The organism is Agrobacterium sp. M50-1 (genome assembly GCF_049843495.1).
Lineage (GTDB): Bacteria > Pseudomonadota > Alphaproteobacteria > Rhizobiales > Rhizobiaceae > Agrobacterium > Agrobacterium radiobacter.
Genome location: NZ_JBBHZH010000009.1, coordinates 16,385 through 36,645, shown reverse-complemented (window position 1 = coordinate 36,645; position 20,261 = coordinate 16,385). Strand labels below are relative to the sequence as shown.

General features: G+C 59.9%; 19 protein-coding genes. 8 read left to right on the top strand and 11 right to left on the bottom strand.

Annotated elements, in window-relative coordinates:
* The first annotated feature begins 70 nt into the window (after window positions 1-70).
* The 8 genes from WDZ78_RS19630 to WDZ78_RS19595 all read left to right on the top strand — a co-directional run bounded on the left by WDZ78_RS19630 (window position 71) and on the right by WDZ78_RS19595 (window position 8,289).
* Window positions 71-1,048, top strand: coding sequence for a substrate-binding domain-containing protein (locus WDZ78_RS19630; protein ID WP_003521644.1), 978 nt, complete (start codon window positions 71-73; stop codon window positions 1,046-1,048).
* Between the two features lie 118 nt (window positions 1,049-1,166).
* A complete protein-coding gene (locus tag WDZ78_RS19625) occupies window positions 1,167-2,657 on the top strand; it encodes a sugar ABC transporter ATP-binding protein (protein ID WP_425673960.1) in 1,491 nt (496 codons plus the stop codon).
* Window positions 2,650-3,666 carry an ABC transporter permease gene (locus WDZ78_RS19620; protein ID WP_020009898.1) on the top strand — a complete coding sequence of 339 codons (1,017 nt, stop codon included), beginning with the start codon at window positions 2,650-2,652 and terminating at the stop codon, window positions 3,664-3,666. The genes WDZ78_RS19625 and WDZ78_RS19620 overlap by 8 nt, the downstream gene beginning before the upstream one ends.
* Window positions 3,663-4,658 carry an ABC transporter permease gene (locus WDZ78_RS19615; protein ID WP_020009899.1) on the top strand — a complete coding sequence of 332 codons (996 nt, stop codon included), beginning with the start codon at window positions 3,663-3,665 and terminating at the stop codon, window positions 4,656-4,658. The genes WDZ78_RS19620 and WDZ78_RS19615 overlap by 4 nt, the downstream gene beginning before the upstream one ends.
* A 1-nt stretch (window position 4,659) precedes the next feature.
* Window positions 4,660-5,508, top strand: coding sequence for a sugar phosphate isomerase/epimerase family protein (locus WDZ78_RS19610; RefSeq protein WP_026363547.1), 849 nt, complete (start codon window positions 4,660-4,662; stop codon window positions 5,506-5,508).
* 26 nt (window positions 5,509-5,534) lie between these two features.
* Complete coding sequence (locus WDZ78_RS19605; protein WP_425673959.1) at window positions 5,535-6,200, top strand: nucleoside triphosphate hydrolase; 666 nt, start codon at window positions 5,535-5,537, stop codon at window positions 6,198-6,200.
* Window positions 6,201-6,265: 65 nt separating this feature from the next.
* Window positions 6,266-7,135, top strand: a complete 870-nt coding sequence (locus tag WDZ78_RS19600) for a sugar phosphate isomerase/epimerase family protein (protein WP_111784950.1) — start codon at window positions 6,266-6,268, stop codon at window positions 7,133-7,135.
* 158 nt (window positions 7,136-7,293) lie between these two features.
* On the top strand, window positions 7,294-8,289 hold the full coding sequence (locus WDZ78_RS19595; protein ID WP_425673958.1) for a hypothetical protein: 996 nt from the start codon (window positions 7,294-7,296) through the stop codon (window positions 8,287-8,289).
* 26 nt (window positions 8,290-8,315) lie between these two features.
* On the opposite strand, the gene ehuA is transcribed toward WDZ78_RS19595, so the two are convergent.
* The 11 genes from ehuA to WDZ78_RS19540 all read right to left on the bottom strand — a co-directional run bounded on the left by ehuA (window position 8,316) and on the right by WDZ78_RS19540 (window position 20,242).
* Window positions 8,316-9,095 carry an ectoine/hydroxyectoine ABC transporter ATP-binding protein EhuA gene (gene ehuA / locus WDZ78_RS19590; protein ID WP_425673957.1) on the bottom strand — a complete coding sequence of 260 codons (780 nt, stop codon included), beginning with the start codon at window positions 9,093-9,095 and terminating at the stop codon, window positions 8,316-8,318.
* Window positions 9,092-9,784, bottom strand: coding sequence for an ectoine/hydroxyectoine ABC transporter permease subunit EhuD (gene ehuD / locus WDZ78_RS19585; RefSeq protein ID WP_121593146.1), 693 nt, complete (start codon window positions 9,782-9,784; stop codon window positions 9,092-9,094). Before ehuD ends, ehuA begins: the two co-directional genes overlap by 4 nt.
* Before the next feature lie 12 nt (window positions 9,785-9,796).
* Window positions 9,797-10,462, bottom strand: a complete 666-nt coding sequence (gene ehuC, locus WDZ78_RS19580) for an ectoine/hydroxyectoine ABC transporter permease subunit EhuC (RefSeq protein WP_020009906.1) — start codon at window positions 10,460-10,462, stop codon at window positions 9,797-9,799.
* A gap of 61 nt (window positions 10,463-10,523) precedes the next feature.
* Window positions 10,524-11,375 carry an ectoine/hydroxyectoine ABC transporter substrate-binding protein EhuB gene (gene ehuB, locus WDZ78_RS19575; RefSeq protein WP_111791848.1) on the bottom strand — a complete coding sequence of 284 codons (852 nt, stop codon included), beginning with the start codon at window positions 11,373-11,375 and terminating at the stop codon, window positions 10,524-10,526.
* Window positions 11,376-11,436: 61 nt separating this feature from the next.
* Complete coding sequence (gene doeB / locus WDZ78_RS19570) at window positions 11,437-12,450, bottom strand: N(2)-acetyl-L-2,4-diaminobutanoate deacetylase DoeB (protein WP_020009908.1); 1,014 nt, start codon at window positions 12,448-12,450, stop codon at window positions 11,437-11,439.
* A gap of 4 nt (window positions 12,451-12,454) precedes the next feature.
* Complete coding sequence (gene doeA, locus WDZ78_RS19565; protein WP_425673956.1) at window positions 12,455-13,633, bottom strand: ectoine hydrolase DoeA; 1,179 nt, start codon at window positions 13,631-13,633, stop codon at window positions 12,455-12,457.
* On the bottom strand, window positions 13,630-14,643 hold the full coding sequence (gene eutC, locus WDZ78_RS19560) for an ectoine utilization protein EutC (protein ID WP_425673955.1): 1,014 nt from the start codon (window positions 14,641-14,643) through the stop codon (window positions 13,630-13,632). The genes doeA and eutC overlap by 4 nt, the downstream gene beginning before the upstream one ends.
* Window positions 14,640-15,659, bottom strand: a complete 1,020-nt coding sequence (gene eutB / locus WDZ78_RS19555; protein WP_425673954.1) for a hydroxyectoine utilization dehydratase EutB — start codon at window positions 15,657-15,659, stop codon at window positions 14,640-14,642. Before eutB ends, eutC begins: the two co-directional genes overlap by 4 nt.
* Before the next feature lie 68 nt (window positions 15,660-15,727).
* Complete coding sequence (locus WDZ78_RS19550) at window positions 15,728-17,176, bottom strand: PLP-dependent aminotransferase family protein (RefSeq protein ID WP_034501056.1); 1,449 nt, start codon at window positions 17,174-17,176, stop codon at window positions 15,728-15,730.
* 170 nt (window positions 17,177-17,346) lie between these two features.
* On the bottom strand, window positions 17,347-18,750 hold the full coding sequence (locus WDZ78_RS19545; RefSeq protein ID WP_020009913.1) for an aspartate aminotransferase family protein: 1,404 nt from the start codon (window positions 18,748-18,750) through the stop codon (window positions 17,347-17,349).
* A 13-nt stretch (window positions 18,751-18,763) separates the two neighbouring features.
* Complete coding sequence (locus WDZ78_RS19540) at window positions 18,764-20,242, bottom strand: NAD-dependent succinate-semialdehyde dehydrogenase (RefSeq protein ID WP_020009914.1); 1,479 nt, start codon at window positions 20,240-20,242, stop codon at window positions 18,764-18,766.
* Between the last annotated feature and the right edge of the window lie 19 nt (window positions 20,243-20,261).

Below are 20,261 nucleotides of genomic sequence, written 5' to 3'. Positions count from 1 at the left end.
ATTTTGAACGCGCCCGATGAAAAATGGCTGCGGCGGGTTTCGTTTGCCCAATTTTTTGAGGAGGAACATCATGAAGAAAATTATTGCTGCAGCGGTCGGCCTGTCGCTCGCGCTGCTCTCGTCCGCAGCCTTTGCCGAAGGGCCGAAGGTGGGCGTCGTCGTCAAGATCGGCGGCATCCCGTGGTTCAACGCCATGGAGGCCGGTATCAAGGAGCAGAGCAAGAAGCTCGGCGTTGACGGTTTCATGGTCGGCCCGACCAGCGCCGACCCGGCGCTGCAGGTTCGCGCCATCGAGGACCTGATCGCCCAGAAGGTCGATTTTATCGGCGTCGTGCCGAATGATGCAAAGGTGCTGGAGCCGGTGCTGAAAAAGGCCCAGGCCGCCGGTATCAAGGTCATCACCCATGAATCGCCCAAGCAGCTTGGCGCTGACTGGGATTTCGAGCTCGCCTCCGCCAAAGGCTTCGGTGAAGCGCATGGCAAGCTCCTGGCGGAAAAGATGGGCGGCAAGGGCTCCTATGCCGTTTTCGTCGGCTCGCTTACGGTTCCGCTTCATAACGCCTGGGCGGATGCAGCCATCGCCTATATCAAGGCCAATTATCCCGACATGAAGCTGGTCGGCGATCGCTACGGTGTCGCTGAAGACCTCGACAAGAGCCGTTCGACGGCGCTTGACCTGATGTCCGCCAATGCCGACCTGAGTGGTTTCCTCGCCTTCGGTTCGCAGGGACCGATCGGCGCCGGCCGCGCCGTCGAAGAGCGGCGCAAGGATGGCAAGGTCTTCGTCATCGGCCCGTTCTCGCCGGGGCAGGGCGCAAAGCTCATCAAATCAGGCGCGCTGACGGGGGGCTTCATGTGGAACCCGAAACAGGCCGGTGAAGTCTTCATCACCCTCGCCGATCGTATCGCCAAGGGCGAGACGCCCAAGGCCGGCGACAATATCGAAGGTCTCGGCACCATCAATCCCGAAGGTAACACCATCGTTGTCGACCAGCTTTTGAAGATCGACAAGGAAAGCATCGACAAGCTCGTTTCCATGGGCCTCTGATCCTCCCCAAGGCCAAGGGCGTCGCGTGGGTGCGATACGCGCGCGACGCCTCATCTGGAAAAACATGCCGAGCGCCGCGTCTGCAATGCTTTCGCGGCGGAAGGAGATTTACGTTATCATGAGCGCAGAACCGCTCCTGTCCCTCAAAAATGTCAAAGTCACCTTCGGCGGCGTCCGCGCGCTGAAGGGTGTTTCCTTCGAGGTCAATCCGGGGGAAGTGCATTGCCTTGCCGGCGAAAACGGCTGTGGCAAAAGCACGTTGATCAAGGTCATAACAGGCGTTTATACGCCCGAAAGCGACGCCGAACTCTATTTCGACGGCAAGCCGATAGCCACAATGACCCCAACGCTTGCGCAATCGCTTGGCATTCAGGTGATCTGGCAGGATCTGGCGCTGTTCGATGAAATGACGGTGGCTGAGAATATCGGCTTCCAGTACGCGGTGAATGGAAAATACGGGCTGGTCGACAAACGCGCCATCGAACAGGCGGCCGAAAAGGCGCTGGCCCGGCTCGGCGTCGAGATCGATCTTGATAAGCCGCTCAAGGAACTGCCCATCGCCCAGCGTCAGATCGTGGCGATTGCCCGCGCGCTGGTCGGCGAAGCGCGGCTCGTTTTCATGGATGAACCGACCGCGTCGCTCACGCAGTCCGAAACCGATTATCTGATCGACATCGTCCGCAACCTCTCTGCCTCGGGTGTGGCGGTCGTCTTCGTCTCGCATCGCCTTGCGGAAGTGCTGGAGATTTCAGACCGCATCACGGTGCTGCGGGATGGATCGCTCGTCGGTGTCTTTCCCGTTGAAGGCATGACCCAGTCGCGGGTGACCGAGCTGATGACCGGCCGCAATTTCGACAGCGCCGTCATCGCCGCTGACCACGATGACAAACCCGTTGTTCTCTCGGTGCGCGGGCTGAGCCGGGCCGGCGAATTCGAAGATGTTTCGTTCGATCTGCGGCGCGGAGAAACGCTCGGCATAACCGGTCTTTTGGGAGCCGGCCGCACGGAACTGGCTTTGACGCTGTTCGGCATGCATCGGGCGCAATCGGGTGAAGTCCTCATCGATGGAAAGAAGGTGGATTTCCATTCCAACCGCGATGCGATCCGGGCGGGCGTCGCTTATCTTTCCGAGGACCGGCTTTCGCTTGGTCTGAACCAGCCGCAGTCCATCGCCGACAATCTCGTCATGGCCTCGCTCGACCGCTTGCTGAGCGGCGGCCTGATCTCGCCGTCAAAAAAGGCGGATGTCGTTTCCCGCTGGATTTCGGCTCTCGGCGTCAAGATCGGCCTGCCGGAAGATCCGATCCGCACGCTATCTGGCGGTAATCAGCAGCGTGTGGCGATTGCCAAGTGGCTGGCGATCGGGCCGAAAATCCTCATCCTCGATGCGCCGACCGTGGGGGTCGATGTCGGCGCCCGCGCCGGCATCTTCGAAATCGTCCGCAAGCTCGCCGCAGAAGGTCTCTCGATCATCGTGATCTCCGACGAAGCGCCGGAAGTTTATTTCAATACAGACAGGGTCATCCACATGGTCGAAGGCCGGTTCCACGCCACCTATGATCCGCGACGCCTGTCGCTTACCGAACTGGAGTCCGCCATCTATGCGTAGGCTCATCCTCGGACATACGACCGAATTCACCCTGCTTGTGGTCATGGTGCTGCTCTGCACGGGACTGTCCTTTGCGACAGACCGCTTTCTCACCATTTCCAATGCATTCGACGTGCTGAATGTCTCGGCGGTCAATATCATCTTCGCGGTTGGCCTGCTCGTGGTGCTGATTTCAGGCGGCATCGACATCTCCTTCGCGGTCGCGGCCTCCGTCGTCCAGTATGTGACGGTGCTGGCGCTCAATGCGCTCGGCGGCGGCAACTGGGCGGAAGGTTTCATCATCGCCGGCGCGGTTGGCCTTAGTCTCGGCTTCGTCAATGCCTTCCTCGTCTGGCGGCTCAACATCATTTCCATCGTTGCGACCATCTCCACCTTCAACATCTTCTTCGGGCTGCTGATGTTCTTCACCAAGGGCGTGTCGATCTACGACCTGCCGGAGTGGCTGTCGACGCGGGTGGTATTTTATGAGCGTGAGATGTCTGACGGTTCCTGGGTGGAGTTGACGCTGCCCGTTGTCGTCATGATCCTCTGCTGTGTCGCCACCTGGTTCATGATTTCCCGCACCACCGTCGGGCGCAAACTCTATGCTTTCGGCGACAACCCGGAAGGCGCTCGCCGCTTCGGCATCAATATCGGCGCGATGCATTACATTTCTTTCGGCTGGCTCGGCCTGATGGCGGGCATTGCCGGGCTCATGCAGGCGCATTATGCGCAGGAGGTGGTGCCGAACGCGCTTTATGGCCGCGAGCTGGATGTTCTTGCAGCCACCGTGCTCGGCGGCGCGCGGCTTGGCGGCGGCAAGGGGTCGGTCATCGGCTGCGTGCTCGGCGTGCTGATGGTCTCGATCACCCAGAACGGCCTCAACCTGATGGGCGTTTCCCCCTTTGCCTTCAAGATGATCGTCGGGGCCATCATTCTCATCGCCATTACGCTCTCTTCCACCCGGTTCGACAAGCTTCTGCCGAGTGCGCTTCGCACATCCACGAAAAAGGGGAGCGCCCAGCAATGAGCAGTCTCGTTCGGAAATTCAACGCGATTTTCGGTGCCGACATGGCCGGGCCGGTGATTGCCTTCATCGCTGTCATGCTCATCTTCGGAACCTTTGCCGATAACTTTCTCTCGCTCGCAACATTCGGTTCGGTCGCCTTCCAGCTGCCGGAACTCGGCCTGCTGACACTGGCGATGCTGCTGCCGCTTCTGACGGGCGGCATCAATCTGTCCGTCACCTTCGCCGCCAACCTGTCAGGTCTTGCCGCAGCCTGGGTATTGCAGGCCCATGGCGGCGTGGATGCGCCGCCGAGCGCCTTCCTGTTCGCCTGCCTTGCCGCACTCGCAACCGGCGGCGCTGCCGGCGCGATGACAGGAGCGGCGATCGCCTACACCCGCGCCCATCCGATCCTTGTGACGCTGTCGATGATGATCTTTTTGCGTGGACTGGGTGAGTTTCTCACCCGTGGTGGGGATGTCTCGGGTTTCCCCGCCTATATGGCGCCGCTCGGTCACGGCACGCTTCTCGGTCTGCCGGTCCCGCTTCTGATCTTCATCGTCTGCGTCGGGCTCTGGCATGTGCTGCTGACGCGCACCAAGCTTGGTTTCGGCCTGTTGATGATTGGCTCGAACATCGAAGCCGCGCGTTATTCCGGCCTCAATACGCGCAAGATCCAGGTTCTCGTTTACACGCTATCGGGTCTGATGTGTGCGGTTGCCGGCATCATCATGCTTGCCCGTTTCAATTCCGTCCGTGTCGGCCACGGGGAATCCTATCTGCTGATCACGGTGCTGGCTGCATTCCTCGGCGGCATCAATCCGTTCGGCGGTTTCGGTCGGGTGCTGCCGGTCTTCGTCGCGCTCATCGTTCTGCAGCTCCTGTCGTCGGGCCTCAATCTTCTCGGCGCCAACCAGCATCTGGCAACGGCGCTCTGGGGTGTGCTGATGATTGTCGTCATGGCGGCGCGCGGCCTGTTTTCAAGCTACTTCGCATCTCTCAGAAAGAAGGTATGACGTGAAAGGCTTCGGTGTTCACGCAATGATGTGGTCTCTGAAATGGGACCACGAAAACGCCAGACGGTCCATCGCCGCTGCCGCGGATTACGGTCAGGATTTCATCGAGATTCCGCTCATCGATATTCCCTCCGTCGATGCAAAATACACGCGCGCCCTGCTGGAGAAGTACCGTCTGCGCGCCGTCTGTTCGCTGGTGCTGCCGGAGCCCGCCTGGGCGTCGGTGCGTCCCGACGCGGCTATCGACCATCTGAACGCCGCGCTCGACAAAGCCGCAGAAATGGGGGCGGAGGCGCTGACGGGGGTCACCTATGGCGGCACCAATGAGCGAACCGGATTTCCTCCGACACCGGGTGAATATGACAACCTGACAAGGGCGCTTTCGCGGGCTGCCGGCCACGCAAAAACGCTCGGCCTGCAATTCGGCATCGAGACCGTGAACCGCTACGAAAATCATCTGCTCAATTCCGCCGAGCAGGCGGTGGCGCTGGTGGAGCGCATCGGTGCGGACAACGTCTTTATCCATCTCGATACCTTCCACATGAACATGGAGGAAAAGGGCATCGCAAACGGCATCATCACCGCCCGCAACCACCTGAAATACATGCATATGTCGGAAAGCGACCGCGGCACGCCCGGGTTTGGCAACGTTGCCTGGGACGAAGTGTTTTCCGCACTCGCCGCCATCGGTTTCAAGGGCGTGCTGACGCTCGAAAGTTTTGTCGCGATGCCGAAGGACATGGCGGGCGCGATTTCGACCTGGCGGCCGGTTGCGCCCAGCGCTGACGAGGTTCTCGACAAGGGCCTGGCATTCCTGCGCGACAAGGCGGACCAGTACCGGATTTTCTGACAGTACCCATTATCGAGGCGAGCACCTTGAACACTATTGACGATAACGCCCGTGAAATTGCGGGCCTGACCCTCAAGCGTCTTGCCGGCGCCAATGGGCGGCGTGTGATGATTGCGATCGCCGGTGCGCCCGGATCGGGAAAGTCGACCATTGCCGAGCATGTGGTTGACGTCTTGAACGCAGGTGAAAGCGTGTCTGCAGCGCTCTTTCCGATGGATGGCTTTCATTATGACGATGCCGTGCTGGAAGAGATGAAGCGCCGTCCCTTCAAGGGCGCAATCGATACCTTCGATGCTCACGGCTTGCGCCACATGCTTGAGCGACTGAAGGCGAATGAGGACGATGTCGTCGCTGTCCCAGTCTTTGATCGCGCGATTGAAATTGCCCGCGCAGGCGGCCGTCTCATCCCGCAATCCGTCGATATCATCGTCTGTGAAGGCAATTATCTCCTTGCCAGCCAGTCGCCCTGGGATCGTCTCAAGCAGATTTTTGACCTGACTGTCTTTGTCGATGTCGATGAGGACGACCTGCGTGCACGGCTGAGAGAGCGTTGGCGCAGTTTTGGCCTCGGTGAAGACGAGATCAATCGCAAGGTTGAAGAGAACGACCTTCCGAACGGCCGGTTCATCATTTCCGCGAGCACAGAGCCGGATCTTCATATCGGAAATCTGGGAAGCAAGCCGACTTCCTGAAGCCGGCTGAACAGCTGTCCCGCCCAAATTCAAATTCAGCGAAACAGAAAGCGAAAGAGATCCCCATGAAACACGGCATCTATTATTCTTACTGGGAACATGAATGGAGCGCCAAGTTCGGCCCCTATATCGAGAAGGTCGCCAAGCTCGGTTTCGATATCATCGAAGTCGCCGCACACCACATCAATGAATATAGCGACGCCGAGCTCGCCGTGATCAGGCAGAGCGCGAAGGATAACGGCATCATCCTCACCGCCGGCATCGGCCCTTCGAAAACCAAAAACCTGTCGTCCGAGGATGCTTCCGTGCGCGCAGCCGGCAAGGCGTTTTTTGAGCAGACGCTCGCCAATGTCGCCAAGCTCGATATCCACACGATCGGCGGCGCATTGCATTCCTATTGGCCGATCGACTATTCGCAGCCGGTCGACAAGGCAGGTGATTATGCGCGCGGCGTCGAGGGCATCAATGGCATTGCCGATTTCGCCAATGATCTCGGCATCAACCTTTGCATCGAAGTCCTCAACCGCTTTGAAAATCACGTGCTCAACACGGCGGCCGAAGGCGTCGCCTTCGTCAAGGATGTCGGCAAGAACAATGTGAAGGTCATGCTGGATACCTTCCACATGAATATCGAGGAAGACAGTTTTGGCGAAGCCATCCGCACGGCCGGCCCGCTTCTCGGTCATTTCCACACCGGTGAGAGCAATCGCCGCGTACCGGGCAAGGGCAGGATGCCCTGGCACGAAATTGGTCTGGCCCTTCGCGATATCAATTACACCGGTGCCGTTGTCATGGAGCCCTTCGTCAAGACCGGCGGTACGATCGGCTCTGACATCAAGGTGTGGCGCGATCTCAGCGGCGGCGCCGACCTTGCGAAAATGGACGAGGACGCCCGCAATGCCCTGGCATTCTCCCGTTTCGTCCTTGGCGGCTGATACCCATAAGTGCGTTGACCGGGCGGCGGCCATCCGTCGCCCGGACAACCACCGCTATGTCCGTCCGCCATCACCGAGTTGAAATGACAGCCGCTTGTGGGCTAAAGCACTGATGTCTCTTCAGGATCAAAACGATCCGCCCAGGACCATTGGTTTGCATGATCCCTGTCGCATTGCCCTCCGTCGAAGCGCTGCTTCTCCTTGCCTTCCTTCTCGTCACGACCCTTGTGTGGGTCGTCTGGACGTTGTTGCTGTTCGTCCGATACGTGAGCGGCCGCTGGAAGCGCCCGATGATCCTGCCTTACGGGCTGGTGACCGCCGTTGCGCTTTTCACGCTCTTTCGGTTCGGTGATTTTTATCTGCAGATGAGTGCTTACGACAGGGAAAGAGCGGCAAGCTATCGGCCGGAACTCTCGGAGCCGGCTCGCCTTGGCGGGATCGATATGCCCAAGGGTACGAAACTTGAACTGGCCATTGCCGATAACAGGCAGGCCTTCAACCGCGCCGTGTTTCCGCATCCGGTGCGGATCGCCGATATCGATGCCATCGAGATCGCCCGTTATATCGCGATAAAGACCAATGAGAATTACGAAACGATCGGCTTTACCCCTGGCAACATGCGCATAACCGGCAATGGAGTGACCACCCAGAGCGGCTGGCGCTGCGACGCGACGCAGCCGGTTGAGTTCGATCTCTCGCCCGATGGCGGCATCTCCGCCTTCAGCAAATGCATTCTCGCCGATGGCAATGTTGTTGACGGTATCGGCCTGCCGAAAGGCACGTCCCTGCGCGCCTCCACCGGTAATGTCTACACCGACGGCTTCGTCGATTCAGACAGATGGGTTCTCGACACGCCGCAGGAGCAGACCGTTCACATCGACAGTTTCGATCTTTCGGAAGTAACGCTTGCCCTTGATGGCAACCAAAAACTCCACGAAATCAGCAGAGGTGTCCTGTCAAAAGATGCAACGCTCGGAACGCTTCACCATGCCGCCGGAACCAATATTCGTTATAATCCCCGGCATCTTCGCAACGACTATCCCGGCGCGTGGTTGATAATCCCGCCTCTGCCTGCACCCGATGCTTTACCGGTTCCGTCGCACGATATTGTGCAGGGCAGGGACGGAAAGGTTTTGTCCACCTCTGCGGATTGATTGCATGAGGGAGGGGCAACCAAAATTCATCGCAAGACGGAAGCGAGAAATTCGCGTGTACGGTCTTCTTTCGGCTGACCGAAAATCTCGTCCGGTTTTCCCTGTTCGCAGATACGGCCTTTGTCAAAGAAACAGACGCGGTCCGATACTTCCCGGGCAAAGCGCATTTCGTGGGTGACGAGAAGCATCGTCAGATCATGCTCATGGGCCAGATCGCGGATGACGGACAGGACTTCCCCCACCAGTTGCGGGTCCAGCGCCGAGGTCGGCTCATCGAAAAGCAGGACACGCGGACGCATGGCGAGCGAGCGGGCAATGGCGACACGCTGCTGTTGCCCACCGGAAAGCTGCACCGGATAATGGTCCTTCTTGTCCGCCAGCCCGACCATCTTCAGCAAGTCGATTGCGCGCGCTTCCGCCTCCGCGCGGCCGATGCCCAAAACCCGAACCGGCGCCTCCACGATGTTGCGGAGCACAGTCATATGCGGAAAGAGATTGAAGCTCTGGAAAACCATGCCGACATGGTTGCGGATCTGCCGCAGATGCTTTTCCGAGGCCTTGAAAGGGCCTTTGCCTCCCTGCTCATGGTAGGACATGTCGGCAAGGGTCAGCTTTCCCTCCTGAAATGGTTCCAGCGTCATGAGAATACGCAGAACCGTCGACTTGCCGGAGCCGGACGGACCGATGAGGGTGACTTTTTCGCCTTTTGCCACGTTGAAATTGAACTGGTCGAGTACTGTCAGAATGCCGAAGCGCTTCGTGACATCGGAAAATTCGATCAGTGGCTGCTTGGTGTTGTTTGTCATCGCAAGGGTATTCCTGCTTTTGGAAGCGCCCTTTGCAGGCGGCTGAGGCCTGCCGAGCAGATTATTGTCAGAAGGAGGAAGATCAGGCCGACAAGCGTCAGCGGCACCAGATATTCGAAGGTGCGTTCGCCGATCATATTGGCAAGCCCCATCATCTCGAGAACGGTGACGACGGAAAGCACCGGCGTTTCCTTGATCATGGCGACAAGATAGTTGCCCATCGCCGGAACGATGCGCGGGATCGCCTGGGGAATGATGATGTCGCGATAGGTCTGCATAGGCGTCAGGTTCAGCGCCGTTGCCGCTTCCCACTGGCCGTGGTGCACCGCCTCTATGCCGCCGCGATAGACCTCGGAAGTATAGGCGGCATATTGCAGGCCAAGTGCTAACGCGCCGGTCAGAAAAGCGGGCAGAACGATGCCGAAATCCGGAAGCACGTAATAAAGGAAAAAGAGCTGCACCAGAAGCGGCGTATCACGAAGGAACTCGACAATCAGCGCGGTGGGCCAGGAGATCATCTTGACGCGGCTGCGGCGCAGCAGCGCAAAGACAAGCCCCAGAACCAGCGCGATCGCAAAGCCTGCGGCGGCGGCCTTCAGCGTTACCGTCAGGCCAATCAGGATGATGGGCAGGATCGAGGTCGTGTAGGTGAGCCAGGTGGTCGTGTCCCATTCGTAACCATACATCATGACAGGATATCCTTATGAATGGCGGGCGCGCGGGAAGACGTTACCGCGCCGCACGAAGTGCTCGATCACCCGGATGACGACCATGAGGATCAGGGACATCGCGAAATAGCAAAGCAGCGTAATCGAATAGATGCTGGCGCTATCCAGCGTCAGGTTGCGGATGGACTGCGCCGCGAAGGTGAGGTCGGCAATGGAGATCAGTGACACGAGCGAGGAAAGCTTCAGCGTCTCGATCGCCAGATTGCCGAATGCCGGCATCATCTCAACAACGGCCTGCGGCAGCGAGATGCGGAAGAGCGTCTGCAGGCGTGTAAAATTCAGCGCTCTTGCTGCCTCCAGCTGCTGCACTGAGACTGAAGACAGCGCGCCGCGAACGATTTCCGCGCCATAACCGCCGGCGTGGGCGGCAAGCACCAGCACACCCGTGGTGATCGGATCAAAACTCAGCCCAACCAGCGGCAGGGCGTAATAGAACCAGAAAAGCTGCACCAGCAGCGAGGTGCCGCGAAACACTTCCGTGTAACAGAGCGCGATGGCCGACAGGATCGGTCCTCCCTCGATGCGCAGAATGCCAAAAAAGAAGGCGAGAGCCGTTCCGACGACAAGGGCTGCCAGCGTGATCGTCATGGTGACGACGGCGCCTTGCCACAACATCGGCAGGTAAGCGGTCATGTCCATCTGGAGTTTTCCCGAGTTCTTGATGAACGGCGCCCGGATATGCCCCGGGCGCCGGCTGGCATTATTTGCCGGCGCAGAGATCGGCGACCTTCTTTTCGGCCGCTGCAGCGATACTCTGTTCGGAGAGGCCGTATTTGGCGAGGATTTTCTTGTAGTCCTCCGTCTTGCGGAATTCGACGAGCGCCGCGTTGAAGGCGTCGCGCAACTCCTTGTCTTCCGGCCGGAAGGCAAAGCCGCCGTAATTGCGCACCGGCGCATCCTTCACAACGGGATCGACGAAGGGCTTGACCTGCTCAACATTGGCCTGACCCTTGGCGAGTTCCGAAACCGTGAGCTCCGTGGCGGCATAGGCGTCGGCGCGGCTCTGTACGGTCGGAATGGCGTCGGCATTGGCAGGGATGAACACGATCTGCTCTTCCTTGACGCCGACTGCGCGCAGGAAATCGACGTTGTTTGCGCCGGAAACAACGGCGACCTTCAATGAGGGGTCCTTGGCGATATCGGCGTAGGTGGTAAGCTTTTTCGGATTTCCTTTCTTCACCAGCAGGCCTTCGCCATAGGACGAGTTCGGTTCGGTGAAGGCAACCTGCTTGCAGCGCTCGGGCGAGATGTTCTGTTCGGCGGCGGCAAAATCGAAGCGACGCGCCTTCAGGCCGGGGATCAGCGTGCCGAATGGCGTCACCGTCCAGTTGACCTCTTCGATGCCCATCGATTTCAGGACAGCATTCGCCACATCCGGGCCGATGCCGGCGGAGGTGCCGTCGGGCTGCATGTAGGAATAGGGTACTTCATTGGCCGTTGCGGCGCGGATATAGCCCTGGCTCTTGACGTCTTCGACGGTCAAGGCGCTGGCCGACGTCACGCCAATGGTGAGAGCGAGGGCGGAAAGCCCGGCAATTCTGGTCATACGCATGTTCTTACTCCTCTGGTTGGGTTGCGTGGTCCGTTTTCGGATCTCACGATGGTTCTTCTGGTTAGGTATTCTCCGTGACCGTGGCGATGACGGAAAGGCAGTCTCCGGCCTTGATGAGGCCGGGAACGTGACGGGCGGCAAGCACGCCATTGATGGAAGCGCGGTAATCAACCGGCGCAAGACCGGTTTTTCCAACGGGATAAACCAGGGCGACCGTTTCACCTGCCATGACCGCGTCTCCCAGATCGCGGACAAAGGCGACGAGCCCGTCGTCTTCGGCAAAGGTGAAACAATCGCTGGAGGGCATGTCCAGCCAGCGGCTTGGCGTCGCCACCGGTGCGCCGGCGAGGATGCCGGCATGGCAGAGCAGATTGACAATGCCTTTGCGGGCGATGTCGATCGATTTCGCGCTCGCCGTCCCCGCGCCGCCGAGCTCGGTGGTGACAAAGACCTTGCCCAGTTCCTCAACAGTCGTGTCGAGCATGCCGACGGCGTCAATCTCCAGCATCTTCATCGAATAGGGCGCGGCAAAAGCCGCCACCGCTTCAAAACACCGGGCCTCCTGCGTCTTGTCGGATAATTCGTGAGCTGCGGCATAGGGCAGGAAATCAAGCGTCCTGCCGCCGGAATGAAAATCGAGAACGATATCCGCAAGCGGTATCAGATGGCGGGTGACATAATCGGCAATCTTCTCCGTCACCGTGCCGTCAGGGCGGCCGGGAAAGCTGCGGTTCAGGTTTCCCCGGTCGATCGGCGAGGTGCGCGTTCCCGCGCGAAAGGCGGGATAGTTGAGTGCCGGCACGATGATGATGCGGCCGCTTACCTCTTCCGGATCGAGTTTATGGGCGAGTTCGAACAGGGCGGCCGGCCCCTCATATTCGTCGCCATGATTGGCTCCGGTCAAAAGCGCCGTCGGCCCCTCGCCATTGGCGATGACGCAGATCGGGATCATCACCGAACCCCAGGCGCTGTCATCGCGGCTATATGGCAGTCGCAGATGACCGTGCTGCACGCCCTGCGCGTCAAAATCGACGGTGGGCGTGATCGGCGAGGGACGTAGCGCGGTCTTCAACATCGTCTCAGCCTTTCACGAAGAGTTGCCGCGGCACATTGGAGAGGCATTCAACCCCGGTTTCGGTGATCGCGATGCTTTCGGTGATTTCGAGTCCCATGTCCTCCAGCCACAGTCCGGTCATGAAATGGAACGTCATGCCGGGCTTCAGCTCGGTCCGGTCGCCCGGCCGCAGGCTCATGGTGCGCTCGCCCCAGTCCGGCGGATAGGAAAGGCCGATCGGATAACCGGTGCGGTTGTCCTTGATGATCCCGTATTTTTTCAGCACGGCGAAAAACGCATTGGCGATGTCTTCGCAGGTGTTGCCCGGCTTCGCTGCGGAAAGACCGGCCTCCATGCCCTCAAGCGTTGCCTTCTCCGCATCGAGAAACGCCTGCGTCGGCTTGCCGAGAAAGACGGTGCGCGATAGCGGGCAGTGGTAACGCCGGTAAGCGCCGGCGATTTCGAAGAAGGTGCCTTCTCCCAAGCGCATCGGCTTGTCGTCCCATGTCAGATGCGGTGCGGATGCGTCTGCGCCCGAGGGAAGGAGGGGAACGATGGCGGGATAGTCTCCACCGAACTCAGCGGTGCCACGAATGCCGGCATCGTATATTTCGGCCACGAGGTCGCATTTGCGCATGCCCGGTTCAACCACGTCGACGATACGTTTGTGCATCAGTTCGACGATCTTGCCTGCCTTGCGCATATAATCGAGTTCGGTCGGGCTTTTGACCGCGCGCTGCCAGTTTACGAGACCGGCGGCATCCCTGAAACGGGCGTTCGGCAGATGTTTCTGCAGCGATGCAAAGGCGGCGGCCGAGAAATAATAATTGTCCATCTCGACGCCGACCGTCAGGCCGGACCATCCCCTCTCCTGAATGATCTCGGACAGCAGGTCCATCGGGTGCCGTTCTGTGGATTGAACGTAGTGGTCCGGGTAACCGATGATGTTGTCATGGTCGAGATACGCCGTGCGCCTGGCGCCATTGGCGTCCTGCTTGCGTCCGTACCAGATCGGCTCGCCATCCGGCGGCACCAGCACGCATTGATGCACGTAGAAGGACCAGCCGTCATAACCGGTCAGCCAATGCATGTTGGACGGATCGGTGACGACCAGAAGATCGATCCCGCCCTTTTCCATGGCATTGCGGGTTTTGGACAGGCGCGCGGCATATTCCTCGCGCGTAAAGTTCAGCGTTACGCTCACGCTGCGTCTCCCATTTTTATGCTGTTTTCGATGGTTTGACCGCTCTTGGCTTCCTTTGCGCGGGCAAAGGCGAGATTGGCGATGGCGGTGTCCTGCACCCCGGTGCCCGTGAGATCGGCAAAGGTGATGTCTTTGGTCGAAACACGACCCGGCAGCCTGCCGGCAATGACGTCCCCAAGTTCGGCGAAGTGCTGATCCGACACGGCGCGCCCGGCGGCGATGGCGTGATGCAACTCACCGAGAATACGGGTTTGCGAGAGCCGGTCCGCGACGTATCGCGCCCTGCCGAATACGGTCGGATCGATCTCGTTCTTGTGTTCGGCGTCCGACCCCATGGCGGTCAGATGCTGGCCTTCTTCCAGCCAGTCGGCAAGAAGGATCGGCTTTTCGGCCGGTGTGGTGGTCACGATGATATCGGCGCCGCGAATGGCCGTCTGCGGATCGGCCACGGCGGTCACCTCAATGCCGTATTCCCGGGCCAAATCGCCCGAAAGTCTCCCAGCCTTGTCATGGTCGCGCGCCCAGATTCGCGCCGACCGGATCGGGCGCACCAGCATCAGGGCTTCGAGTTGCAGACGGGCCTGCATGCCGGCTCCGAACAGGGCGGCGACGGAAGCATCTTTGCGGGCGAGATGTCGTGCCGCGACTGCGCCTGCTGCTGCGGTGCGCACATCGGTGAGATAGCCATTGTCGAGGAGAAGGGCCTGCACCAGCCCGGTTTTCGCGCTGAAGAGGATCATCAGGCCGTTCAGGCTTGGCAGACCAAGCTTCGGATTATCGAAGAAACCGGGGCTGACCTTGATGGCGAAACCGTCAAAGCCCGGCACATAAGCCGTCTTGACATCCACCTCGCCGCGAAACTCAGGAATATCGAGGCGCAGGATCGGCGGCATGGCGACAGTCCCCGTGGCGAGAGCCGCAAAGGCTCGCTCCACGCAATCGACTGCGGAAAGGTCCAGCTTGACGATGGCGCGCAGGTCTTTTTCCGTCAGGATGGTAACGTGGCTCATGCGGCTCCCCCGTCGATGATCCTCTTGTGAACCGCCGGATCGATGTTCCCGCCCGAAACGATGATGGCGGTCGGGCCGGTGATGTCGATCTTGCCGGAGAGGATCGCTGCGAAACCAACGGCCGCCGCGCCCTCCACCGTCAAACCTTCTTTCTGCGCGGCGTGGCAAATGCCGGCCGCGATTTCGTCCTCCGAGACCAGCACGATGTCATCGAGCAGTTCGCGGCACAGCGCGAAGGTCACGCGGTTCGCCAGACCAATCCCGCCGCCAAGCGAATCCGCCAGGGTTTCTTCTTCCTTGACAGAGATCGGCCGGCCGGCCGTGACCGAGGCGTGCATGGCTGCGCCCCGCTCCATGGAGATGCCGATGACCCGGGCCTGCGGTTTCAGCGCCTTGACAGCAACGGCAATGCCGCCCGCAAGGCCTCCGCCTGAAAGAGGGATGAGTACAGCGGACAGATCGGGCATATCCTCGATAATCTCGATGCCGATCGTCCCTTGGCCTGCCACGACGTCTGGATCATCAAAAGGCGGGATCGCAGTCAGGCCGTTGCTTGCGGTCAGGCGCTCCACTTCCTCCTGCGCGTCATCCTGTGACATGCCGATGATCCGGATATCTGCGCCGAGCGCACGGATGGCTTCGACCTTGTTCGCCGGCACGAGTGCCGACATGCAGATCGTGGCGGGAATTTCGAGCTTGCGCGCCGCATAAGCAACCGCGCGGCCATGATTGCCGGTGGAGGCGGTGACGAGGCCGCGTCTGCGCGCACCGTCATCAAGCGAAAGGACGGCGTTCATTGCGCCGCGCAGTTTGAAGGCGCCGATGGGCTGCAGCGTCTCCAGCTTGAGATGAACGGGGTGACCGCAGCGTTCCGACAGATTGTCCGAGTAAACCAGCGGGGTGCGTTCCACCTGTCCTGCAAGCCGCGCTGCAGCCTGCCTGATCGCGGCCATCGAGACCGGAAGCGGATTTTTTCCAGCGGATATGGACAGGTTTTCGCTCTTCATGATTGTCATGTTGAGAGCGAACTAAAATCATGTCAATTATTATATTGTAATGATTCAATGATTTTCAACCGGCCACCTCAGCCGATTGAACCTATATCGTAGACGGGCGGCAATTGCTCGAAGGCCTGGCGCACGGTCGTCAACGCCTTGACAAGGGCGGGATGATTGAGGCGGCCACCGAGGCAAATGCGGATGCCGCCGCCATGGCCCGGGCCGGCAACAAACGGTTCCGAAGGGGTGACTGCGACGTTCTGGTTTGTCAGCGAACGCACCAGTCCATCCTCTGTCCAGCGTGTGGGAACCTTGAGCCAGGCGCAAAAGGAGAGGGGATGGGTCGAGGCTATGTGGTCGCCCAATATCTCCGTCGCAATCTTTTGCCGTGCGCGTGCTTCGGTGCGCTGCACGTCCAGCAGACGCCGCGCGGTGCCGTTTTCCACCCAGCGGGTGGCGATCTCGGCCGTCAGATAGGTTCCGCTCCAGCTCGACACACGCAGGATCGAGGCGGCGCGGATGGAGTAGGCAGGAGGCACGACGAGATAACCGACGCGCAGCCCGGTCAGCACCGTCTTGGTAAAGCTGGTGACGAAAAAGCCCAGATCAGGCAGCATTTCCGCGATGGATGGCAGATCATCCTCTATCATCGGTCGGTAGACCTCGTCTTCGATGACAAAGACCCCATGCCGCTCCGCAACTGCGGCTATGGCCCGTCTGCGCTCTGCGCCTGAGACATGTCCGGTCGGATTATTGAGCGTTGGAATGAGCACGAGAGCCCTGACGCCGCCTGCTTCGCAGGCGGCCTCCAATGCGTCCGGCAGAATGCCCTCCTCGTCGGTGGGCAGGCCCTTGAGGCTGAAGCCCAGAATGTTCGACAGGCCGATAATGCCGTGATCGGTGAGGTTTTCGCAGAGAACCACGTCGTTCGAGCGGACAATGCAGCTCAAGGCAAGGAAAATGCCGTGTGCTGCGCCGTTGGTGACAAGGATGCGTTCGGCCCTCGCAGTCACGCCCATCATTTCAAGCCATGTCCGCGCGGTTTCACGATGGCTGTCGAGACCCGCGACCGGCCGGCATGGGCGCATGAAGCCTGAATTGTCACCGTCGGCCAACTCACGAAGGATGGCGCGCGAGGCGGCCTCGTGTTCCTCCAGATAAACGCCGCGGATGATGGAGAGATCAAGCACCTCGGTTGGGCTGTGATCAAGCATCATGCGGCCGGCACGATCCGTGACGCGTGCCTTGACGAAAGTGCCGCGGCCGATTTCGCCGCTGAGATAACCGAGCCGCTCAGCTTCCTTGTAGGACAGGCTGACGGTCTGTACCGAAAGGCCAAGCTCGCGCGCCAGATCCCGGTGGGTCGGCATGCGATCCATCGGCTTCAGGACGCCGGCGTCGATATCGGCAATGATGCGTTCCGTCAGCGCGGAATGTTTCGTTTCACCCTTCTGCTTGGCCAGCATCGGCCGCCACGCCACCGGCCTGGTTGATGGCGCCGGATCTGGGCTGAGCGGATTGGCTTGACGACGCATGAAATTGTCTCGTTTTTAGAGGGGTAATTTCATGACATTATGCACGCTTCTGCAAAAAGATGAAGCCTTATGCAGAGGAGATGACAATTGCACCGCAAATAGGCGCAACTGTCATCTCTTTGCCGTGCAGATAAGCAGCGGTAGCGCCCGTTGAACGCGACGTCTGAGCGTCAGATTTTCTCGCCGGCCTGAACCAGATCATCCATGACGCTGCGGACGGCTGCTTCGGCTATGGCGATGATCTCGTCCACCTCTTCCCGGGTCGTGACCAGCGGCGGCGCAAAACCCAGAATGTCGCCATGTGGCATGGCCCGTGCGATGAGACCGCCGTTGCGCGCTGCCTTGGAAACGCGAGCGCCAACCGTGAGATGGGGGGCAAAACGGGTCTTCTTCTCCCGATCAGCGACGAATTCGATTGCGCCCATCAGGCCGACGCCACGCACCTCTCCGACGATTGGAAGCTGCGCGAATTTCGCCTTCAGCTGTTCCTGAAAATAGCTGCCGACGGCCCGCGCATTGCCCGGCAGGTTTTCTTTTTCCACGATGTCGAGCACGGCATTCGCCGCAGCCGCACCGATCGGGTGGCCGGAATAGGTGTAGCCGTGCGAAAATGCGCCGACGCGATCCGCCCCTTCCTCCATCACCTTGTAGACCTTCTCGCCGACAATCGCGCCTGAAAGGGGGAAGTAGGCCGAGGTCAACCCTTTGGCGACCGTGATCAGGTCTGGCTCGATCCCATAATGTTGTGAACCGAACATGGAGCCGGTCCGGCCGAAGCCGGTGATGACCTCATCGGCAATCAGCAGGACATCGTATTTTTTGAGGACGGCCTGTATCGCCGGCCAGTAACCTTCCGGTGGCGGCGTGATGCCGCCGGTGCCAAGGACCGGTTCGGCAATGAAGGCGCCGATCGTGTCCGGGTCTTCGCGTAGAATGAGCTCTTCCAGCTCTTCGGCGCGCCGCCTGGAAAATTCGAGTTCCGTTTCGCCGGCTTCCGCGCCCCAATAGTGATGCGGAACGCCGGTATGGAGGATGCCTGCGCGCGGAAGGTCCATGTGGTCATGATAAAAACTCATGCCGGTCATGGAGCCCGAGACCACGCTGCAGCCGTGATATCCCCGTTCGCGGGAGATGATTTTCTTCTTCTGCGGCTTGCCGCGCAGGTTGTTGTAATACCAGACGAGTTTGGCCTGGGTCTCGTTGGCATCGGAACCGGACATGCCATAAAAGACCTTGCTCATCTTGCCGGGCGCCATCTTCACCAACCGGTCGGAAAGAATGGCCAGTTCGTCCGTCGTATGGGCGGCGTAGGAATGGTAATAGGCAAGCCGGTAGGCCTGACGGGAAATGGCCTCGGCCACCTCGGTGCGGCCATAACCGACATTGACGCAATAAAGCCCCGCAAAGCCATCGATAAGCTGCCTGCCATGGGCGTCCTGAATGCGGATGCCCTTGCCTGTTTCAACGATGGTCGGTTCGCCGAGTTTGCCGCTGGCGAAATCCTTCAACTGCGTAAAGGGATGCAGAACCGCATTTCGATCCATTTCCGAGATAGTCTTGATGTCGATGGTCATAGGCGAGTTCCTTTCATGCAGCCAGATTGCCGAAGCAGACATATTTGGGTTCGAGATATTCCATGAGGCCGTGGCGCGAGCCCTCGCGGCCGAGGCCTGATTGTTTCCAGCCCCCGAATGGAATGGGCGCACCGGTGAATTTCGGTGTGTTGACCGCCACCATGCCGTATTCGAGCTGGTCGGTCAGGCGCATCGCCCGGCCGAGATCGTTGGTGTAGACGTAGGCCGCAAGCCCCATCTCCGTCGCATTAGCGCGGCGGATCACCTCCTGCTCCTCATCGAAGGGCAATATGGCGGCGACCGGACCGAAAGTTTCTTCGCGGGCGATCAGCATGTCGTCAGTCACGTCGGCGAGCACGGTGGGCGTGACGAAATTGCCGCCGAGCGGACTGTCCTGTCCGCCGCAGACGAGGCGCGCGCCGGCAGACTGAGCCTGCGCGATCTGCTGTCGGCACTTTTCGGCGACGGACGGCCGCGTCATCGGGCCGATGTCGATACCCGGTTCAAGGCCATGGCCAACCGTCAGTTTGTCGGTTGCGCTGGCAAAGCGATCAATGAAACGGTCATAAACCCCGCGTTGAACATAGATGCGGTTTGCCGCGAGGCAGTCCTGTCCCGATGTGGCGAATTTGGCGGCAAGGCAGCCCTGCACGGCTTGAGCGAGATCCGCATCGCCGAAGACGATGAAGGGCGCATGACCGCCGAGTTCCAGCGAGGCTTTCTTGATGGTCGCCGCCGATTGCGTGAGGAGCAGGCGTCCAACCTCGGTGGAGCCGGTGAAGGAAAAAGCCCGCACCTGCGTGTGTTCCAGCAGCCGACGAGCAAGCGGCGCGGCTTCACCGGGCAAAACCTGCAACACGCCTGCCGGCATGCCCGCTTCCTGCGCCAGCCTTGCCAGGGCCAGCGCCGAAAGCGGTGTTTCGGGTGCCGGTTTGACGATCATCGTGCAGCCGGCAGCAAGCGCCGCGCCCGCTTTGCGGGTGATCATGGCTGAGGGGAAATTCCACGGTGTGATGGCCACCGTGACGCCGATCGGCTGCATCCGCACGGAAAGATTGCCGCCTTTAAGGTGGCTCGGAATTGTTTCGCCATAGGATCTCTCGCCTTCGCTCGCAAACCAGTCGAGAAAACCGGTGGCGTAGGAAATTTCGCCGAGCGATTCCGAAAGCGGCTTTCCCTGTTCGGCGCTGATGATGGTGGCGAGGTCACGGAGATTGTCGCGCATCAGGCGGCCCCATGCGCGCAGAATATCGCCGCGTTCGACGGGCAGCATGTCCCGCCACGCCAGAAAGGCGCTGCCGGCTGCTTCCACTGCGGTATCGACATCTTCAATTGTGCATGAGGACACATCAAGCAGATGATCGCCACTTGCCGGATCGACAACGCCCAGCGTCTCCTGGCGTGCCACCCATTGTCCGCCCAGAAAGGCACGATGCTCGATCAGCTCCGGTCGTTGAAGATTTTTCAGCGCTGCGCTGGCGATAGCTTTCATGAGCAGATTCCCTTTTTAT

Excerpts from the sequence above, each read along its gene's own strand:
- ehuB (WP_111791848.1), bottom strand. The coding sequence starts at position 11,375 with ATGCGTATGACCAGAATTGCCGGGCTTTCCGCCCTCGCTCTCACCATT.
- ehuA (WP_425673957.1), bottom strand. The coding sequence starts at position 9,095 with ATGACAAACAACACCAAGCAGCCACTGATCGAATTTTCCGATGTCACG.
- WDZ78_RS19620 (WP_020009898.1), top strand. The coding sequence starts at position 2,650 with ATGCGTAGGCTCATCCTCGGACATACGACCGAATTCACCCTGCTTGTG.
- WDZ78_RS19615 (WP_020009899.1), top strand. The coding sequence starts at position 3,663 with ATGAGCAGTCTCGTTCGGAAATTCAACGCGATTTTCGGTGCCGACATG.
- WDZ78_RS19630 (WP_003521644.1), top strand. The coding sequence starts at position 71 with ATGAAGAAAATTATTGCTGCAGCGGTCGGCCTGTCGCTCGCGCTGCTC.
- WDZ78_RS19540 (WP_020009914.1), bottom strand. The coding sequence starts at position 20,242 with ATGAAAGCTATCGCCAGCGCAGCGCTGAAAAATCTTCAACGACCGGAG.
- eutB (WP_425673954.1), bottom strand. The coding sequence starts at position 15,659 with ATGACAATCATGAAGAGCGAAAACCTGTCCATATCCGCTGGAAAAAAT.
- WDZ78_RS19550 (WP_034501056.1), bottom strand. The coding sequence starts at position 17,176 with ATGCGTCGTCAAGCCAATCCGCTCAGCCCAGATCCGGCGCCATCAACC.
- eutC (WP_425673955.1), bottom strand. The coding sequence starts at position 14,643 with ATGAGCCACGTTACCATCCTGACGGAAAAAGACCTGCGCGCCATCGTC.
- WDZ78_RS19545 (WP_020009913.1), bottom strand. The coding sequence starts at position 18,750 with ATGACCATCGACATCAAGACTATCTCGGAAATGGATCGAAATGCGGTT.
- WDZ78_RS19625 (WP_425673960.1), top strand. The coding sequence starts at position 1,167 with ATGAGCGCAGAACCGCTCCTGTCCCTCAAAAATGTCAAAGTCACCTTC.
- WDZ78_RS19595 (WP_425673958.1), top strand. The coding sequence starts at position 7,294 with ATGATCCCTGTCGCATTGCCCTCCGTCGAAGCGCTGCTTCTCCTTGCC.
- ehuD (WP_121593146.1), bottom strand. The coding sequence starts at position 9,784 with ATGATGTATGGTTACGAATGGGACACGACCACCTGGCTCACCTACACG.
- ehuC (WP_020009906.1), bottom strand. The coding sequence starts at position 10,462 with ATGGACATGACCGCTTACCTGCCGATGTTGTGGCAAGGCGCCGTCGTC.
- WDZ78_RS19600 (WP_111784950.1), top strand. The coding sequence starts at position 6,266 with ATGAAACACGGCATCTATTATTCTTACTGGGAACATGAATGGAGCGCC.
- doeB (WP_020009908.1), bottom strand. The coding sequence starts at position 12,450 with ATGTTGAAGACCGCGCTACGTCCCTCGCCGATCACGCCCACCGTCGAT.